The sequence below is a fragment of the Mycobacterium sp. SMC-18 genome, assembly GCF_045310895.1.
Lineage (GTDB): Bacteria > Actinomycetota > Actinomycetes > Mycobacteriales > Mycobacteriaceae > Mycobacterium.
On sequence record NZ_JBJIAL010000011.1, the window covers coordinates 36107 to 53367 of the forward strand.

General features: G+C 69.4%; 13 protein-coding genes, 1 pseudogene and 1 riboswitch. Of the genes and pseudogenes, 8 read left to right on the plus strand and 6 right to left on the minus strand.

Annotated features, from left to right (window positions below):
- Nucleotides 1-40: 40 nt before the first annotated feature.
- Nucleotides 41-1192, plus strand: a complete 1152-nt coding sequence (locus ACJH6J_RS12110; protein WP_371824505.1) for an MFS transporter — start codon at nt 41-43, stop codon at nt 1190-1192.
- 3 nt (nt 1193-1195) lie between these two features.
- On the opposite strand, the gene ACJH6J_RS12115 is transcribed toward ACJH6J_RS12110, so the two are convergent.
- On the minus strand, nt 1196-5425 hold the full coding sequence (locus tag ACJH6J_RS12115; protein ID WP_406804028.1) for an alpha-(1->3)-arabinofuranosyltransferase: 4230 nt from the start codon (nt 5423-5425) through the stop codon (nt 1196-1198).
- The gene (locus tag ACJH6J_RS12120) at nt 5376-5549 is read right to left on the minus strand and encodes a DUF2613 domain-containing protein (protein ID WP_020103457.1); all 174 of its coding nucleotides are present in this window, start codon (nt 5547-5549) and stop codon (nt 5376-5378) included. Before ACJH6J_RS12120 ends, ACJH6J_RS12115 begins: the two co-directional genes overlap by 50 nt.
- Nucleotides 5550-5648: 99 nt before the next feature.
- On the opposite strand from ACJH6J_RS12120, the gene ACJH6J_RS12125 reads away from it, so the two are divergent.
- The 5 genes and pseudogenes from ACJH6J_RS12125 (at nt 5649) to ACJH6J_RS12145 (ending at nt 10763) form a co-directional block, all read left to right on the plus strand.
- The gene (locus ACJH6J_RS12125; RefSeq protein WP_406801644.1) at nt 5649-6836 is read left to right on the plus strand and encodes a glycoside hydrolase family 3 N-terminal domain-containing protein; all 1188 of its coding nucleotides are present in this window, start codon (nt 5649-5651) and stop codon (nt 6834-6836) included.
- A 25-nt stretch (nt 6837-6861) separates the two neighbouring features.
- Nucleotides 6862-7461, plus strand: coding sequence for a TetR/AcrR family transcriptional regulator (locus ACJH6J_RS12130; protein WP_073697390.1), 600 nt, complete (start codon nt 6862-6864; stop codon nt 7459-7461).
- Nucleotides 7462-7709: 248 nt separating this feature from the next.
- Nucleotides 7710-7896: riboswitch (cobalamin riboswitch) on the plus strand.
- Nucleotides 7897-7963: 67 nt separating this feature from the next.
- Nucleotides 7964-8971: an ABC transporter substrate-binding protein gene (locus ACJH6J_RS12135; RefSeq protein ID WP_406801645.1), complete on the plus strand. Its 1008-nt coding sequence runs from the start codon at nt 7964-7966 to the stop codon at nt 8969-8971.
- 20 nt (nt 8972-8991) lie between these two features.
- Nucleotides 8992-9981 (plus strand): FecCD family ABC transporter permease, encoded by a 990-nt coding sequence (locus ACJH6J_RS12140; protein WP_406801698.1) that lies wholly within the window; start codon nt 8992-8994, stop codon nt 9979-9981.
- A pseudogene (locus tag ACJH6J_RS12145) lies at nt 9978-10763 on the plus strand (ABC transporter ATP-binding protein). Before ACJH6J_RS12140 ends, ACJH6J_RS12145 begins: the two are co-directional and overlap by 4 nt.
- 177 nt (nt 10764-10940) lie before the next feature.
- Here ACJH6J_RS12145 and ACJH6J_RS12150 read toward each other — a convergent pair.
- Nucleotides 10941-11783, minus strand: coding sequence for a MaoC/PaaZ C-terminal domain-containing protein (locus tag ACJH6J_RS12150; protein WP_406801646.1), 843 nt, complete (start codon nt 11781-11783; stop codon nt 10941-10943).
- A 4-nt stretch (nt 11784-11787) separates the two neighbouring features.
- A complete protein-coding gene (locus ACJH6J_RS12155) occupies nt 11788-13149 on the minus strand; it encodes a 3-oxoacyl-ACP reductase (RefSeq protein ID WP_406801647.1) in 1362 nt (453 codons plus the stop codon).
- Nucleotides 13150-13294: 145 nt separating this feature from the next.
- On the opposite strand from ACJH6J_RS12155, the gene ACJH6J_RS12160 reads away from it, so the two are divergent.
- Nucleotides 13295-14602: an acetyl-CoA C-acetyltransferase gene (locus ACJH6J_RS12160; RefSeq protein ID WP_406801648.1), complete on the plus strand. Its 1308-nt coding sequence runs from the start codon at nt 13295-13297 to the stop codon at nt 14600-14602.
- A 210-nt stretch (nt 14603-14812) separates the two neighbouring features.
- On the opposite strand, the gene ACJH6J_RS12165 is transcribed toward ACJH6J_RS12160, so the two are convergent.
- Nucleotides 14813-15136 (minus strand): DUF488 domain-containing protein, encoded by a 324-nt coding sequence (locus ACJH6J_RS12165; RefSeq protein WP_406801649.1) that lies wholly within the window; start codon nt 15134-15136, stop codon nt 14813-14815.
- Entirely contained in the window at nt 15133-16248 is a 1116-nt protein-coding gene (locus ACJH6J_RS12170; RefSeq protein ID WP_406801650.1) for a TDT family transporter, read from the minus strand. The genes ACJH6J_RS12165 and ACJH6J_RS12170 overlap by 4 nt, the downstream gene beginning before the upstream one ends.
- Here ACJH6J_RS12170 and ACJH6J_RS12175 point away from each other — a divergent pair.
- Nucleotides 16247-17212: a TIGR03564 family F420-dependent LLM class oxidoreductase gene (locus ACJH6J_RS12175; protein WP_406801651.1), complete on the plus strand. Its 966-nt coding sequence runs from the start codon at nt 16247-16249 to the stop codon at nt 17210-17212. The two genes, ACJH6J_RS12170 and ACJH6J_RS12175, sit on opposite strands and share 2 nt — an antisense overlap.
- The last annotated feature ends 49 nt before the right edge of the window (nt 17213-17261 follow it).

Sequence of the window (17261 nt, forward strand, 5' to 3'; positions counted from 1 at the left end):
ACGCACGTCGAGCAGTCGAAACCGAAGGGCCAGTGGCCCAGTGGCCACCGGGCTGCTGGCGTACGCGTTCGCCGTGATCATGGCCGGCACGACATTGCCCACCCCGATGTATGCGCTCTACGCCGACACCATGGGCTTCACCGTTCTCACCGGCACGGTGATCTACGCGGCCTACGCCGGTGGGGTGCTGGCGGCGTTGATGCTGTTCGGACGCTGGTCCGACGCCATCGGTCGACGACCGGTCCTGCTCGCCGGGGTCGCCCTCGCGGTCGCCAGCGCCGCGACGTTCCTGATGGCCGGCGATGTGACGACCCTGGTGGCCGCTCGGGTGCTGTCGGGACTGTCCGCCGGCATCTTCACCGGCACGGCCACCGCAGCGATCATCGAAGCCGCACCACCGAAATGGCGTACCAGGGCCGCCGCCATCGCAACCGTCGCCAACATCGGCGGCCTGGGTGCGGGTCCCTTCCTGGCCGGTGTTCTCGTCCAATACTGCCCGGCACCGCTGCAGCTGGCGTTCGCGCTGCACATCGTGCTGGCGGTGGCGGCGGGCCTTGCGGTCGTCGCGATTCCCGAAACATCAGCCAGGACTGGGCAACTTGGTATACAACGGCTGCAGCTTCCCGCGGAGGTACGCGGCACTTTCACCCTCGCCGCGATCGGGACGTTCGCGGGATTCGCCTGCATGGGGCTGTTCGCCGCGCTGGCACCGTCGTTCCTGTCCACCATGATCGGCATTCACAACCACGCCGCGGCCGGGCTGGTCGCCAGCTGCACCTTCCTCGCCTCGGCGATCGCCCAGGTGGCGGCCAACCAGACGCAGCCGCACCGCGCGATGGCCGTGGGTTGCGCGATGCTGGTGCTCGGCATGATCGCCTTGGTGGCGGCGCTGATCACCAGCTCACTGGCCGGAGTCGTCGCTGCCGCCGTCATTTCCGGTGCGGGACAAGGCATCAGCTTCAGCCGCGGCCTGGCCGCCATCACCGAGGCCACACCAATCGAGCGGCGCGCTGAAGTCAGCTCGACGCTGTTCGTGGTGGCCTACCTGGCCATCTCGCTGCCCGTCATCGGCGAAGGCCTGGCCGCACAGCACTGGGGGCTGCGCAGCGCCGGCATCGGTTTCGCCATCGGAGTCGGCGTGCTCGCGGCCACCTGCCTGATCGCGTTACCGGCCCTGCGCCGCCGGCGCTGACGGCTATCCGCTTTTCGCCTGCGGCGCGTCCCACAACGACGCCGCCAGCGCGGCCACCGAGACCAGCGCCAGGAACTGCACCCACGGCGAATGCCCGACGTAGCCGTCCACCGACCGCCACGGGTACGCGCTGAGCACCGCGCCGGCACCGATGAGGCCACTCGCCGAGGCGATGACGGTCCAGCCGTCCAGCCACCGCTCCCGCGACCTCAGCAGGAACCGGATGCCGATGGCTGCCGCGACGGTCGCCAGACCCGCGAATCCGGCCACCAGGACACCGAACCCGGCAAGAGCCACGCCGACCACCGCGGGACCCGGCTGCCAGGTCGGCGTCGGCTCGTCGTCGACGCGGCGCCGCATCGGCAGCAGCGCCAAGAGCGCCAGGATCGGGAGCAGTGCGAGCCCGCCGAACAACCCGATGCGGTACGGGGTGTTCAGCCCGAATGTCAGTGTGACGATGCCCGCGGTGCCGGCCGGCAGCACCCAGCCCTGCTGCCAGCCGTTGATGGTCACCGGCGTGAGGACGGCGCCGTTGGCGGTGTGGGCGGTCCAGCCGGGGTTGACGCTCTCGGGCACGACGAGCACCCGCTGCACCGGAGACGGCGTCACGTCCACCTCGCGGTGATCGGAGGTCCATGTCTTCAGCTGCGCGGGAGTTGTTGGGGCACTGTGGATGTGGGCGGCGAGCGGGCCCGTCAGGCGGGCGCCGACGACGGTGAAGAACGGGCCGGGGCTGATCAGCAGCTCCTGTTTCCCGGCGGGCAGTTGCAGCGGCGCGGATTGGCAGGGCTGGGCCGCGATGGGCTCGCTGTCCAGGAGCGCGCCGACGGTGGTGTGCACCGAGGTCTGCAGGAACTGGCCGGCGATCGCGACGATCGGTCCGCGGCCACACGGCAGCGTGATGGCGCGGCGTCGGTTGGCGGCCGCGTCGGCGGGGGCGATCGGCGCGCCGCGGTCGTCGAGGGCGGTGACCTCGGCGAGGCCGGGCGGCTTCACCTGGTCGAATCCCAGTGACGTGCGGTCGATCAGGTCGTGCCAGTCGAGGATCGACAGCTTGATGGTGTCGGTCTTCGTGGGGTTGAGCTTGATGGTCTGCGGGCCGTCGCCGATGCGTCGCACCTGCGGTCCGTTGCCGAGGTCGACGGCGACGACGGTCGGATGCGCCGGCAGCTCGGAGGCGCTGGGCGTGAGTCGCAGGGCGCTGACGGTCGTCGGCGCCGGCAGGTGCACGGTCAGGTTGGCACCGTTGCGGAACTGGACGATGCCCTGCGGCGCGACCCAGGCGGTCCGCGGATCGCCGTCGGTGGCGGCGTAGGCCGATCCCGCGACGTCGATGACGTCCGAGTCGCCGGACGCCCGGGTGGTGCCGGGCTGGCTCACCAGGTCGGCCAGGTGCGGTCCCTGCCGGGCCTGCACCCAGATCGTCGGGACGACGGCCGTCGGCGTCGGCACGGTGAGGGTGCGGCTCATGTTGACGGGTTCTTCGGGCGACTGCGCCATGGTGGCGGCGCACCGGACCCCGTTCGGGCCCTCGGCGCAGCCGGGCCGGCCCAGCTGATCATTGCCCAAATCCCATTGCGCGACAGCCGATCCCGCCGGCGGGCCGGGCACGTCGACGGTGTGCCGCAAGCTCACGGCGTGGGCGAAGCCGGACGCGTCGTACTGCGTCACAGAGAAGTCGGTGATGCCGAACTGCACGCCGGGCGAGCCGTCGTCGGTGCCGGTCGCGGTGAACCGGACCCAGGACGTCTCGCCGTAGGGCAAGGCGGCGGTCAATGGCTTGCCGGGCTGATCGAAGCGAATTGTGCTGGTGCCGTTGGCGGTTGCGACTTCGATACGACGCACCTGGGCGCCGACGGCGGTGGCGCTGGGCGTCAGGGTGATGGTCGCGTTGGTCACCGGATGGTCGAAGTCGACCTGAAGCCATTGCCCCACAGCGGTTTGCAGCGAGCTCGACACCCAGCTGGTCGAGGTGTCGCCGTCGATCGCGGCGGCCGGCCCGGCCGCTGTCGCCACGTTGGGCAGCGCGGTCGAATCGGACGACGAACTCGACGTGGTGATCCGTCCACCCGGCCACTGGCCGTAGGCCGTGGTGGCGCCGGGGCTCGGGTAGTCCATGACGCGGTTGTAGGTGCGCCGCGGATCGTCGGGGGCCCGGACTGCCGACGAGTGGTCGTCGACGCGTCCGTAGTCGGTCTCGCGGGCCAGCGGGGTATCGGTGGCGGTCACCTCTGGCACCGGCAGCCCGGCGCGTTGCGCATCGGACGTCAAGATCATGGGGCCCAACGGGTTTCGCCCCATCAGGCGGCGGCGCTCGTCGATGCGCAGCAGCGATTCGGGTCCGCCGTCGACGCGCGGCATGGTGTCGGTGGCGGCGAGGTACGGCTGGGTGGACACGGTGCCCGTCACGCGGTAGATCTCGACGGCTGGGTAGCGCGGCCGCAGGCCACTGTCGGAGACGAAGCCGTCCAGCGTGCCAGGGCCGACCGGGTCACCGAACTGGGCCACCCGCGTCAGGCCGGGGGAACCCTCGATGGCCCGGTGCACCAGCAGCGGCCGGGCCGAGCGCGAGTTGTCGGGGTCCAGGTCGTTGCGCACCACGATGAACGAAATGCCTTGGCGGTCCAGGGTGTCGGCCAATCCGGCGGACGGCCGGCCGGTCGCGAACAGGCGTTGCACGGAGTCCAGGGCGCGGATCGTTTCGGGCGGTGTCAGCGGAATCGAGTCGCGTACGCCCCATGCGCCGCGTTCCAGGACCTGCAGGGGTTCGTCGTGCGTGTTTCCCCAGACCTGGTTGGCGAAGGGCGCGCCCGGCGCGACGAGCACGCGGCCCGGCGTCTCGGCGTTGTGCGCGTCGAGCCAGTCCGCGGTCTGGTGCCAGTACTGCGGAATGGCGCGGTAGGCACCCGGTGCGGCGAGCCGACCCGTCCATGCCAGTGACGTGCCGGCGGCCAGCGCCGTCAGCAGCACTACGGCGACGGCCATCCGCTTGTCCCGCTCGAGGTGCGCGAACGCCTGGATCCATTCGCGACGCGGCGCGCTGCCGGGCAGTGGAATGCGGCCGAGCACGTGGGCCAAGCCCAGGGTCAACGGCAGCCGCAGCACGGGCTCGAGCTTGTGGACGTTGCGCAGCGGGGTGCCGGCAGCGTCCAGGAACATCTGCACCTGGTGCGCGATCGGCGAGCCCAGGCCACCGGAGTAGGCGACCGCGAGCAGCAGCAGACCGAACAGCAGCATCGAGATGAGGCGGCCCCGGGCCGGCATGCTGCGCATGGCCAGGCCCGCCATGCCGCCGGCGGCGACCAGCGTCGTGGCGAGCACCGCCACCGAACCGGTCACCAGCGACGAACCGGCCGTCGCGTTGGTCGCGACGAATGCCGTCCAGCCGTAGGTGCCGCGCAGCACCTCGGTGAGTGACAGCCACTGCGTCGTGACGCCCGACGACTCGATGAAGTCCAGGAACGGTGGGCTGATCCGGCCGAGCAGCAGCAGCGCGACCGCCCACCACAGGATCGCGAGCAGCGTGCAGCCGAACCACCACGCCGTGAAGCGCCACCAGCGGCGGTTGGGCCGGTGCGCGGCCCACCAGATGAGCGCGGCCAGGCAGCCGGTCAGCGTGGCGACGGCGTTGACGGCGCCCATCAGCGCAACGGCGACGGCCGAGCGCGCGGCCAGCTGCCGAACCCTCGGGTCACCACGCAGCGCCAGGATCACCGGCAGCAGCACCCACGGCGCCAGCATCATGGGCAGCGTCTCGGAGGAGATGGCGCCCAGCGTCGTCAGCGCCCGCGGGGACAGGGCGAACGCCACGGCGGCGAGCACGCGGGAGGACCGGCTGCCGATGCCCAGGGCCTCGGCGACCCGGATGACTCCCCAGAACCCGACGACCAGCAGCAACGCCCACCACAGCCGCTGCGTCACCCAGCCGGGCAGGCCGATGACGTCACCGGCGAGGAAGAACGTCCCGTGCGGGAACAGATAGCCGTAGGCCTGGTTCTGCGACTGGCCGAAGGGCAGGTCGCTGCTCCACAGATTCGCCGCCCGCGCCAGGAAACGCGCGGGGTTGGCGGTGAGATCGAGTTTGGTGTCGGGCGAGACCCGGCCCGGTGACTGGGCGAACGTCAGGACCAGTGCGACCGCGCTGACGACCCATAGGCAGCGCCGCGAGAGGGGCGCTACGGGATCAGCTGCGGTTGCCGTATTCGACCCGGTTGAGCACCGATGACGCTGGATCGCCCGATTGCAGCGTCGGCTTGGTGTCCTGCTCCAGCATCAGCGTGGTGCCGAAGACCGCTGCAGCGCCGAGCAACAGACCGACCACGATGCTGGCTCCGGCGGGCACGAGGAAGCGGTCCATGGCGCCCAAACTAGCATGACGACCTGCCTGGGCCCCGTTTCGGCGGCCGTCTCACGGGGTCCCGGGGGACCGCGACCGGAACCGTTAGGCTCGAAACCCATGTCCCTGCCCCGAACCCTCGGAGTGCTGGCACTGGTGTCCGGACTGGTGGCTGGTTGCTCGTCGTCGTCCGACCATCCTGCCGCGTCCAGCACGTCCAGCCAGGCCAAGACCACGTCGTCGTCGAGTAAGCCGATGGACGCGCCCGCCCCCACGGCTCCGCCGTGCGATCCGCACGCGCTGCTGAGCACGCTGACGCTGCGGCAGAAGCTGGCCCAGTTGCTCATGGTGGGCGTCAAGGACGCCGCCGACGCCCGTGCCGCGGTGACACAGCAGCAGGTCGGCGGCATCTTCATCGGCAGCTGGACGGACCTGTCCATGCTGTCGGACGGTTCGATCCCTGAGCTGCAGGCGGCATCCGGCGCGTTGCCGCTGGCGGTCAGCATCGATGAAGAAGGTGGCCGGGTGTCCCGGCTGAAGAAGCTGATCGGCAAGCAGGAGTCGGCGCGGGTGCTGGCGACGACGAAGACGCCGGCCGAGGTCCAGGCCATCGCCAAGGACCGCGGTCAGCAGATGAAGGACAAGTTCGGCATCACCATCGACTTCGCGCCCGACGCCGACGTCACCGAAGAGTCCGACGACGAGGTGATCGGCGACCGCTCGTTCGGTGCGACGCCGGACAAGGTCACCGAGTACGCCGGTGCGTACGCCGCGGGCCTGCGGGAGGCGGGTTTGGTTCCGGTGCTCAAGCACTTCCCTGGGCACGGGCACGGTTCGGGTGACTCGCACACCGGTGGCGTGAAGACCCCGCCGCTCGAGGCGCTCAAGGACAGCGACCTCGTGCCGTACCGGACGCTGACGACGCAGCAGCCCGTCGCGGTGATGGTCGGTCACCTGCAGGTGCCGGGACTGACTCTGGGCGACGACCCCGCCAGCCTCAGCAAGCCGGCCTATGACCTGCTGCGCAGCGGCGAGTACGGCGGCCCGCCGTTCGACGGCGTCGTGTTCACCGACGACCTGACCGGCATGGCCGCCATCACCCAGCACTTCGGCATCGCCGACGCGGCGCTGAAGGCGATCCAGGCCGGCGCGGACGTCGCCCTGTGGATCACCACCGACGGCATCCCGGACGTGCTGGACAAGCTGGAGGCCGCCGCGCGGGCCGGCCAGCTGGACCAGGCGCAGGTCGACAAGTCGGTGCTTCGGGTGGCGGCCATGAAGGGCCCGGGTGCCAAATGCGTGAAGTGAGCTGCTTGTTGCATACCCTGTTCTGATGGCAGGTGGAACCAAGCGGCTGCCGCGGGCCGTCCGCGAACAGCAGATGCTCGACGCTGCCGTGCAGATGTTCTCGGTGAACGGCTATCACGAGACCTCGATGGACGCGATCGCCGCGCAGGCCGAGATCTCCAAGCCGATGCTGTACCTCTACTACGGCTCGAAGGAAGAGTTGTTCGCGGCCTGCCTTGACCGGGAGCTGACGCGCTTCGTCGACACCGTCCGCGCGGACATCAACTTCGCCCAGAGCCCGCGCGACCTGCTGCGCAACGCGGTGCTGTCGTTCATGACGTACATCGACCGCAACCGGGCGTCCTGGATCGTGCTGTACACCCAGGCCACCAGCTCGCAGGCCTTCGCCCACACGGTGCGCGAGGGCCGCGAGAAGATCATCGACCTGGTGGCGCGGCTGCTCAGCACCGGTACCCGAAACCCGGAGCCGGACAGCGACTTCGAGATGATGGCCGTGGCCCTCGTGGGCGCGGGTGAGGCCATCGCGTCCCGCGTCAGTGCCGGCGACACCGACGTCAATGACGCCACCGAGCTCATGATCAACCTCTTCTGGCGCGGCCTGAAGGGCAAGCGCGCCGAGTCGTAGGTTTCTCGCGCTCCGGCGGCGCCGCGACGGTGCACACAGATCGCCCTCCCAGCGATTCTGCCGATCTGGTCGCACATTCGCGGACGGTCAGCCCGTCCCGGGCTCTCTCCCTTGGCACCTTTCGCCGGGAGCCGTCAACTTTCCCTGACGCGTCAAGGAAAGTTGACCACTCCAAATCGCATGTGTCACAGGAGAGAACAACACGCCGCCGGCAGCGACACGCCGGCGCCGGCCCGCCACGCCGCTGGTATGGTCCGATTCGAGCCAGTCGAACCCAACGCGGTTGGGTCAGGGAATCCGGTGCGAAACCGGAACTGACGCGCAGCGGTAAGGGGGACAGGCGGAGCAACGGCCACTGGCCCCACGTGGGCTGGGAAGGCGCTCCGGCCTGGATGATCCCGAGTCCGAAGACCTGCTGGCTCGGGTTCTCGCGGCCTGGCGGCGCGAGGTCCCGCCCACGCATGGACTCCGCGACCTGAGTCCCGGATCGGAAGGCGCCGCCGTGTCTCGACGTACCATTCTGCTTGTCTCACTGGTTGTTTCGCTCGTCTGCTCGTGTAGCGGTCCGCGGGCGACAGGAACCGTCAACGCTGGAACCGCCGGCTATCCCGTCACGCTGCAGAACTGCGGACGCACGGTGACGGTGAAATCGCCGCCGCAGCGCGCGGTTTCGATCAACCAGCCGGCCAGCGAGCTGCTCCTGGCGCTCGGGCTCGCCGACCGGATGGCCGGCACCGCGTCCTGGAGCGACGCCGTCCGGCCCGACCTCGCCGCCGACAACGCCAAAGCGCCTGTGCTGAGCCGGGATTTCCCGTCGTTCGAGCGGGTACTGGCAGAGAAGCCCGACTTCGTCTACGCGACGTTCGACTGGTCGTTCACCGATCAGGGCGTCGCCCCACGGGAGCGGTTCGAGCGCCTCGGGGTGCCGACGTATCAGTCCTCCAGTGAGTGCGGCGGTCAGGACGCGCCGCAGGCGCGGGCGTTGACGCTCGACGACATGTATGCCGAAATCGCCGATGTCGCCCGGATTTTCGGGGTTTCAGAGCGCGGGGACAAGCTGGTGTCGACGTTGCGGGCGCGCATGGCGACCGCAACCATCGGTCTCAGGGCCGACGGTGTCTCCCTGATGTGGTGGTACGCCGGTACCAGAACTCCGTACATCGCGGGCTGCTGCGGAGCGCCCGGCATCATCACCACCGCGGTCGGGGCGCGCAACGCGTTCGCCGACAGCAGGCAGTTGTGGCCCGAGATTTCGTGGGAGGCCATCCTGCAGCGTGACCCCGACATGCTGGTCCTCGCCGACCTCACCCGGGGCAAGGACGGCGACAGCGTCGCCGACAAGATCAAGTTCCTCGAAACCGACCCGGCCGCAAGCAAGTTGAAGGCCGTGCGGGAGAAGCGGTGGATCATCTTGCCGGCCAGCGCGATGGATCCGTCGCTGCGCAACGTCGACGCCGTCGAGACCGTCGCGTCCGGGCTCCGCGCATTCGGACTGGGCGGGAAGTCCTGACGGCGGTGCGCACCGCCGGGATGGTGGCGCTCGGCCTGGTCGGGCTGGTGCTGTCGATCGTGGCGGCCATGGTCATCGGGCCGGCCGACCTCGGCGTGGGTGACGTGTATGCCGTCGTCGCGCAACATCTTTGGGGACGCGCCGCCGACATCGCGCCGATCGATGACGGCATCGTCTGGGAATTGCGACTGCCCCGCGCGTTGCTCGCCGCGATCTGCGGCGCGGGCCTGGCGATCTGCGGCGCGATCCTGCAGTCGCTGATGCGCAACCCGCTGGCCGACCCGTTCATGCTGGGCATCTCGTCCGGTGCGTCCACGGGAGCGGTGCTGGTCGTCGTCGCGGGGATCGGTGGCGCCCTGACGCTGTCGGGCGGGGCGTTCGTCGGTGCGGTGCTCGCGTTCGTGCTCGTGCTGGCCCTCGCCGCGGTGTCCGGCGGCGGGCCGGACCGGGTGGTGCTGGCCGGGGTCGCCGGCACTCAGCTCTTTTCGGCAACGACCGCCTTGGTCGTCTTCTCCTCCGCCGACGCGCAGCAGACCCGCGGGGTGCTGTTCTGGTTGCTCGGCTCGCTGGCCGGGGCGAGCTGGTCTCAGGTGGCACTGTGCGGTCTGGTGTGCGCGGCGTGCCTGGCCATCTGCTGGCTGCAGTCAGATGCCTTGGACGCGTTCGCGTTCGGCCATGATGCGGCCGCCGCGCTGGGTGTCTCGGTGCGGCGCGTGCGCGCCGTCTTGTTGGCGACGACGGCTCTCCTGACGGCCGTGCTGGTGAGCGCCGCCGGCGCAATCGGTTTCGTCGGGCTGGTGTTGCCGCACGCGGCCCGGATGATCGTCGGGCCGTCGCACCGCCGGCTGTTGCCTGTCACCGCGATCACCGGCGCCATCTTCATGGTCTGGGTCGACGCCGCCGCCCGCACCGTATTCGCGCCGCAGGAGTTGCCGGTCGGCGTGGTGACGGCGCTCGTCGGTGTGCCGATCTTCATGTGGATTCTGGCTCGGCGCCGGAGGTTTCGATGACGAGCGGGCTCGCCGCTGAATCCGTCAGCTGGTCGACGGGCGGTCGGCTCGTCATCGACGGGGTGTCGCTGGTCGTGGCCGACGGTGAGACGCTGGGGCTGCTCGGGCCCAACGGCGCCGGCAAGTCGTCGCTGTTGCGGTTGCTGGCCGGGCTACGGCATCCCGACACTGGTGCCGTGCTGCTCGACGGACGTCCGCTCGCCGGTCATCGTCGTCGCGCGGTGGCGCAACGGGTCGCGGTGGTCGAGTAGCAGGTCAGCACCGAGCTCGACCTGACCGTCGGCCAGATCGTGCGGCTGGGCCGAATTCCGCACCGCGGCATCTGGTCTGGTGATACCGAGGCCGACCGCCGCGCCGTCGAGCGTGCCCTGCACCAGATCGAGACGACAGCCCTGCGCGACCGGGATTGGCGCACGCTGTCCGGTGGTGAGCAGCAGCGGGTGCAGATCGCCCGGGCGCTGGCCCAGGTGCCCCGCGAGTTGCTGCTCGACGAGCCCACCAACCACCTTGATGTCCGGCACCAGTTTGAGCTGATGGCGCTGATCCGCGCGCTGCCGGTGACGGCGGTGGTGACGCTGCACGACCTGACGCTGGCGGCGTTGTTCTGCGACCGGCTGGTCGTGCTCGACAAAGGGCGGGTTGTCGCGGCCGGGGCACCCGCCGAAGTCCTTACCGCGGAACTGATTTCGTCGGTCTACGGTGTTGCGGCCCGGGTCACGGTCGACGACACCGGCCGCCCGGTGGTCCACCTCCTCCCGCCTGGGTCGCCGAGCCCGAGGTAGGTCGCGAGAATCCACTGAACCTACTCGATCAACGTCACGTTGATTGCGAGCTTTGAGCCCGGTCTCCCAACATGTTTCGGCTGGAATCGTCAACTTTCCCTGACGGGTCAAGGAAAGTTGACGGCTCCAAATCGCAAGTGCCGCAGGAGAGCCGACACGCCCGGGCGCGCACGAGAGCTACAGCTCGGTGACCGTCGCCGTCAGGTGCGGGTAACCCTTCGACAGGTTGCGCAGGGCCAGCTCCCAGCCGCCGTCGATGGGCTCGACGTACAGCCCCACCTTGGCCGGCAGCAGCACGGGCTTGCCGAACTTCACGGAGTATCGAACGGCATCGGGTAGCTGGCCTTCGATGTTGGCCAGAACCGCTGCAGCGCTGAACATCCCGTGCGCTATAGCGGTCGGGAAGCCGAACAGCTTGGCGCCGATCGAGCTGGTGTGGATCGGGTTGTGGTCGCCGCCGACATCGGCGTAGTGCCGAATCTGGCCCGGCGTGATGCTGATGACCGCATTGGGCGGCGGCAGCTTCGGCTGCTTGACCGGCTCGGGCTTCGGCCCGCCGGACAGGCTGGTCCGCTGCTGGTGCAGGAACGTCGTGACCTGGTTCCACACCAGGTCATTGCCGACCTTGATGTCGGTGATGATGTCGACCAGCAGGCCCTTGCGGTGTTCACGCAGGTTCTCCGCCCGCACCGCCACGTCCAGCTTGTCCGTCACCTTGATGGGCCGGTACTGGGTGATGTGGTTCTCGATGTGCACCGAACCCATTGCGGCGAAAGGGAAATCGAAGCCGGTGACCAGCGACATCATGGTCGGGAAGGTCAGTGCGAACGGGTACGTCAGCGGCACGGTGTCGCCGAACCGCAGCCCGGTCACCGCGGCGTACTCGGCGACGTTCTTGGGGTCGATGGTCAGGCCCGACACCGTGACGGTGCGGGCCGGCAGGGTCGAGCCCCGCGACACGAACGGCAGCGCACCCGCCACCGCCCGTGCCATGTTGAGCAATCCGTTGGGTTGCGACATCAGGTCACGCTCCCAACAGGGCCTGGCCGCAGACCCGAATAGTGTTGCCGGTCACGGCATTCGACGCGGGGCTGGCGAAGTAGGCGATGAGCTCGGCGACGTCGACCGGCAGGCCGCCCTGGAACAGCGAGTTCAGGCGACGGCCGACCTCGCGGGTGGCCAGCGGGATGGCGTCGGTCATCTTGGTCTCGATGAAGCCCGGCGCGACGGCGTTGATGGTGACGCCCTTCTCACCGAACACCTCGGCGTACGCATCGGTCATGCCGATCATGCCGGCCTTGGTGGCGGCGTAGTTGGTCTGGCCGCGGTTACCGGCGATACCGGCCATCGAAGACAGGCCGACGATCCGTCCACCGGAGCCGATGGTGCCGTTCTCGACCAGGCCCTGCGCAAGACGTTGCGGCGCAAGCAGGTTCACGGCGATGACCGAGTCCCAGCGGGCGTCGTCCATGTTGGCGAGCAGCTTGTCGCGGGTGATGCCGGCGTTGTTGACGAGTATGTGAGCCTTGCCCCCCGAAGTTTCCGAGTGGTGCTCCGTCAGGTGGGCGACGATCTGGGCGACGGCGTCGTCGGCCGTCACGTCCAGGGCCAGCGCCGTGCCACCGACGGCCGCGGCGGTCTCGGTGAGTGCGTCGGCGGCCTGCGGCACGTCGATGGCGACGACGGCGGCGCCGTCCCGCGCGAACACGCGCGCGATCTCCGCGCCGATGCCGCGGGCGGCGCCGGTCACCAGCGCGACCTTGCCGGCCAGCGGCTTGTCCCAGTCGGCCGGGGCGACGGAGTCGGCGGCGCCGACGTAGAACACCTGGCCGTCGACGTAGGCGGACTTGCCCGACAGCAGGAAGCGGACGGTCGACTCGATACCCGAGGCGGCGGGCGAAGCCGCGGCGGACAGGTAGACCAGGCCGATGGTGGCGCCGCGCTGCAGCTCCTTGCCGAGCGAGCGGGTGAAGCCTTCGAGGGCGCGCTGGGCGATGCGCTCGTCGATGGTGGCGGCCTCGTCGGGCGTGGTGCCGACGACGACGACGCGGCTGTTGGCGGCGAGGTTGCGCAACACCGGGGTGAAGAACTGGTGGAGCTGCTTGAGCTGCTCGGGCTTGGTGATGCCGGTGGCGTCGAACAGCAGGCCGCCGAAGGAGTCGGCCCAGCGGCCGCCGACGTTGTTGCCCACGAGGTCGTAGTCGTCGGCGAGGGCGGCGCGCAGCGGCTCGGCGACACGGCCTTCGCCGCCGATCAGCAGCGGGCCGTTCAGCGGGGGTTCGCCGGCCTTGTAGCGGCGCAGCGGCTGGGGCTGCGGCACGCCGAGCTGCTTGGCCAGGAACGAGCCGGGACCGGAGGTGAGGACTTGGGAGAGGACGTCAGCCATTGCGGACCTTTCTGCGGACGTGTGTCGTATAGACGGAACCGTCTTGTCAGAGACGAACTTACTCCAGAGTAAGAACGGTGGGTAATATGGGCGTCAAGCAACATCTTGCCTCAGTCCTCGAACGTCAACGAACTGGAGAAAAACCGTGGCCGAGTCCAACAGCCGCCGCCGCGTGGCAGTCCTGGGTGGTAACCGCATTCCCTTCGCCCGATCCGACGGCGCGTACGCAAATGCCTCCAACCAGGACATGTTCACCGCCGCGCTGGACGGTCTGATCGACCGCTTCAACCTCAAGGGCGAGAAGCTCGACATGGTGATCGGTGGCGCGGTCCTCAAGCACAGCCGTGATTTCAATCTCATGCGCGAATGTGTGCTCGGCACCTCGCTGTCGCCGTACACCCCGGCCTTCGACCTCCAGCAGGCGTGTGGCACCGGTCTGCAGTCGGCCATCGCTGCCGCTGACGGCATCGCCGCCGGCCGCTACGAGGTGGCCGCCGCCGGAGGTGTGGACACCGCCTCGGATGCCCCGATCGCCCTCGGCAACGACCTGCGCCGCGTGCTGCTGAGCCTGCGCCGCGCCAAGTCGAACGTCGACCGCCTCAAGCTCGTCGGCAAGCTGCCGGCCGCCGTCGGCGTCGAGATTCCGGTCAACAGCGAGGCCCGCACCGGCCTGTCGATGGGCGAGCACGCGGCCCAGACCGCCAAGGAGATGGGCGTCAAGCGCACCGACCAGGATGCCCTGGCCGCCGCCAGCCACCAGAACATGGCCGCCGCTTACGACCGTGGCTTCTTCGACGACCTGGTCAGCCCGTTCCTGGGCCTGTACCGCGACAACAACCTGCGGGCCGACTCGTCGACCGAGAAGCTGGCCAAGCTCAAGCCCGTCTTCGGCGTGAAGCTGGGCGACGCCACCATGACCGCCGGCAACTCGACCCCGCTGACCGACGGCGCGTCGGTGGCGCTGCTGTCGACCGACGAGTGGGCCGCCGAGCACAACATCCCGGTGCTGGCCTACTTCGTCGACTCCGAGACCGCCGCCGTCGACTACGTCAACGGCACCGACGGCCTGCTCATGGCCCCGACCTACGCCGTGCCGCGCCTGCTGGCCCGCAACGGCCTGACGCTGCAGGACTTCGACTTCTACGAGATCCACGAGGCCTTCGCCTCCGTGGTCCTGGCGACGCTCGCGGCCTGGGAGTCGCCCGAGTACTGCAAGGAGCGCCTCGGCCTGGATGCGCCTCTGGGCTCGATCGACCGGTCCAAGCTCAACGTCAACGGCTCGTCGCTGGCCGCGGGGCACCCGTTCGCCGCGACCGGCGGCCGCATCGTGGCCCAGCTGGCCAAGCAGCTCGCCGAGAAGAAGGCCGCGAACGGAGGGACCGGGACCTACCGCGGCCTGATTTCCATCTGCGCCGCAGGTGGCCAGGGCGTCACCGCGATTCTTGAGGCGTAGACCAGCGATTTGTGCACGATTTTCCGCGCCGGCCGCGGATTTTCGTGCACAAATCGCTCGGGTGTAACGCCCCGCGAACCGTCAGCGATACCCCAAGTGCCTCGTGTTTCCGTCTGACCCCCGACCTGACGGAGGCACGGGGCACTCTCGTGTTCGGGGTGATTTGTGCACGATTTTCCGCGCGACCCGCGGATTTTCGTGCACAAATCCCTACAGCAGGGCCGCGAGGATCGGCACGTGGCTGATGGTGACGTCCTTGGCCGAGGTCGTCAGGGTGACGGGGCCCATCGCCCGGAGTTTCGCCAGCTCCTCGGAGGAGTCCAGCTCCTCGCGGTAGCGGGCCGCGAAGTCGTCGTACTGATCCAGATGCGCGTGGTACCACTTGCGTAGCTCGTTCGACGGCGCGACGTGCGGCATCCAGGTGCCGACGCGCGGGTCTTCCTTGGGGATCCCTCTGGGCCACAGGCGGTCCACTGTCACCCGTGGCGGCTGGGCTGGATCAACCGGGTCGTACACCCGCGCAGTGTCGATCATTTCGGGTCCTTGTGGATGGCCGCCGGGGCGGGCGGCGGGGTGAACAGGCTGCCTCCGACACTGCCACGCAGCGTGCGCACCGCAACCAGTCCCCAGGTACACAGCAGGAAGACGTACGCCACGACGGCGGCGACCCGGAACGCCGGCAGGCCGGTGTGCAAGGCGAGCTGCGACGTGCCGGTGACGAAGGTGCCGACGGGGAACGTCAGGCTCCACCACGTCAGCGCGAAGGGCATGCCGCGCCGCATGGTCCGCACGGTCAGCGCACTGGCGAGGCTGATCCACAGCACCGCGAAACCCCACACCGGGACGCCGAACAACACCGCGAAGATGTTCATGCCCGAGGCCAGCTCCGGGCTGATCGCCGAGGCTGCCGCCGTCCCCAGCAGCCCCGCGGCGGTGATGCCCTGCCCCAGCGGGCCCAGCACGATCCACAACGTCGGGACGCGGGCCGAGCCCGAAGTGCCGTAGTGCGCCAGCCGGCTCCAGATCATCGTGATGATGATCAGCGCGGCGATCAGCGACAGCCCGAACATCGCGAAGCAGCCGTAGAACATCGTGGTGCGGGCCGTGCCCGGCGGCAGATGCGGCAGCAGCAGGGCGCCGGAGGCCGCCGACACCATCGGGGGCACGACGGGCATCAGCCAGCCGCCGAACGCGGCGTCCGGGCCGACTTCCAGCTGCGTGAACATCAGGAACGGGATGGTCATCGCGGTGAACAGGCCCCCGATGGTGCCCGCGGTCCACAGGATCCAGTCGAGGTCGACGGCGAAGCGCGTGCCGATCAGGTCCTTGCCGAGCAGCAGTGCGCCGACGCCGACGGTCATCAGCGCCATCGGCGCCGCGCCGTAGAAGTGCGTCATCTGGGGGTTGCGCACCTGGCTGCGCGCCACCGTGGGGTGGCGCACCCACTGCACCGACACCGCGACGATCAGCAGCACCAGCAGCGCGGTGGCGATCACCCAGACGCCTTCGGCGAATCCCCGCAGCCCCGGCAGGTGCACCGGCAGGGACGCGGCCGCGGTCGCGACGATGCCCGTGCCCATTACCGACGCGAACCAGTTGGGTCCGAAATATTGCAGCCGGGCAGTCTCTGGCGCGTCGATCGTCATGGTTCGATACTCACAGGTGACACAATCCGGCCTCAAGGAGCATCCCGTGCAGATCAGCATCATCGGTTCGTTGAGTGGTCTCAAATCCCCCGTCGATGACACCATCGCGTACCTGAACCAGCTGCGTGACGAGGGCTTCCGCCGGGCCTGGTTCGCCCAGATGCCTTATGAGCCAGACCTTCTCACGGTCCTGACGGTCGGACTGCGCGAGGTCGACGGTATCGAGGCCGGCACCGGTGTGCTGCCCATCCAGAATCAGCACCCGATGCTGCTGGCGCAGCGGGCACTGACCATCAGCCAGATGGCGGGTGGACGCCTGCTGCTCGGATTGGGGATGACGCACCAGGCCGTCACCGAGGGCATGTGGGGCATCCCGTGGGACAAGCCGGTACGCCGGCTCAACGAATACCTCGACGGCTTGCTGCCACTGCTGAACGGTGAGAAGGCCGACGCCACGGGCGAGACAGTGACCACCCGCGGTGCGCTGATCATCCCTGGCGCACCGACCCCGCCGGTGTATATCGCCGCGCTCGGGCCGAAGCTGCTGCAGATCGCCGGACGGCGGTCCGCGGGCACCGTCACCTGGATGACGGGGCCGAAAACCCTTGCGGGCCATGTCAGTCCGACGTTGCGTCAGGCAGCCGCGGACGCCGGCCGCGCCGATGCGGTCCGGGTGGTCGCCGCGATTCCGGTGGCCGTGACCGACGATGTCGACGGCGCCCGCAAGCAGGCCGCCGAGCAGTTCGCGATCTACGGTCACCTGCCGTCGTATCGGGCGATGCTCGACCGCGAGGGCTACGCGGGTCCGGAGGACATCGCGATCATCGGCGATGAGCTGACGGTGCGCGACCGGCTGGCCGAACTCGAGGCCGCGGGTGTCGACGAGTACGTCGGCGTGACGTTCGAGCCGTCCGCCGAAGGCCGGGCCCGGACCCGCGCGGTGCTCAAAAAACTGGAATCCTGAGCAGGTTTGGCAAGGCTTCATTGGCTGGCGGATCGGCGCGGGCCCGCAT

Excerpts from the sequence above, each read along its gene's own strand:
- ACJH6J_RS12120 (WP_020103457.1), bottom strand. The coding sequence starts at position 5,549 with ATGGACCGCTTCCTCGTGCCCGCCGGAGCCAGCATCGTGGTCGGTCTG.
- ACJH6J_RS12125 (WP_406801644.1), top strand. The coding sequence starts at position 5,649 with ATGTCCCTGCCCCGAACCCTCGGAGTGCTGGCACTGGTGTCCGGACTG.
- ACJH6J_RS12130 (WP_073697390.1), top strand. The coding sequence starts at position 6,862 with ATGGCAGGTGGAACCAAGCGGCTGCCGCGGGCCGTCCGCGAACAGCAG.
- ACJH6J_RS12140 (WP_406801698.1), top strand. The coding sequence starts at position 8,992 with ATGGTGGCGCTCGGCCTGGTCGGGCTGGTGCTGTCGATCGTGGCGGCC.
- ACJH6J_RS12150 (WP_406801646.1), bottom strand. The coding sequence starts at position 11,783 with ATGTCGCAACCCAACGGATTGCTCAACATGGCACGGGCGGTGGCGGGT.
- ACJH6J_RS12155 (WP_406801647.1), bottom strand. The coding sequence starts at position 13,149 with ATGGCTGACGTCCTCTCCCAAGTCCTCACCTCCGGTCCCGGCTCGTTC.
- ACJH6J_RS12165 (WP_406801649.1), bottom strand. The coding sequence starts at position 15,136 with ATGATCGACACTGCGCGGGTGTACGACCCGGTTGATCCAGCCCAGCCG.
- ACJH6J_RS12175 (WP_406801651.1), top strand. The coding sequence starts at position 16,247 with ATGGTTCGATACTCACAGGTGACACAATCCGGCCTCAAGGAGCATCCC.
- ACJH6J_RS12170 (WP_406801650.1), bottom strand. The coding sequence starts at position 16,248 with ATGACGATCGACGCGCCAGAGACTGCCCGGCTGCAATATTTCGGACCC.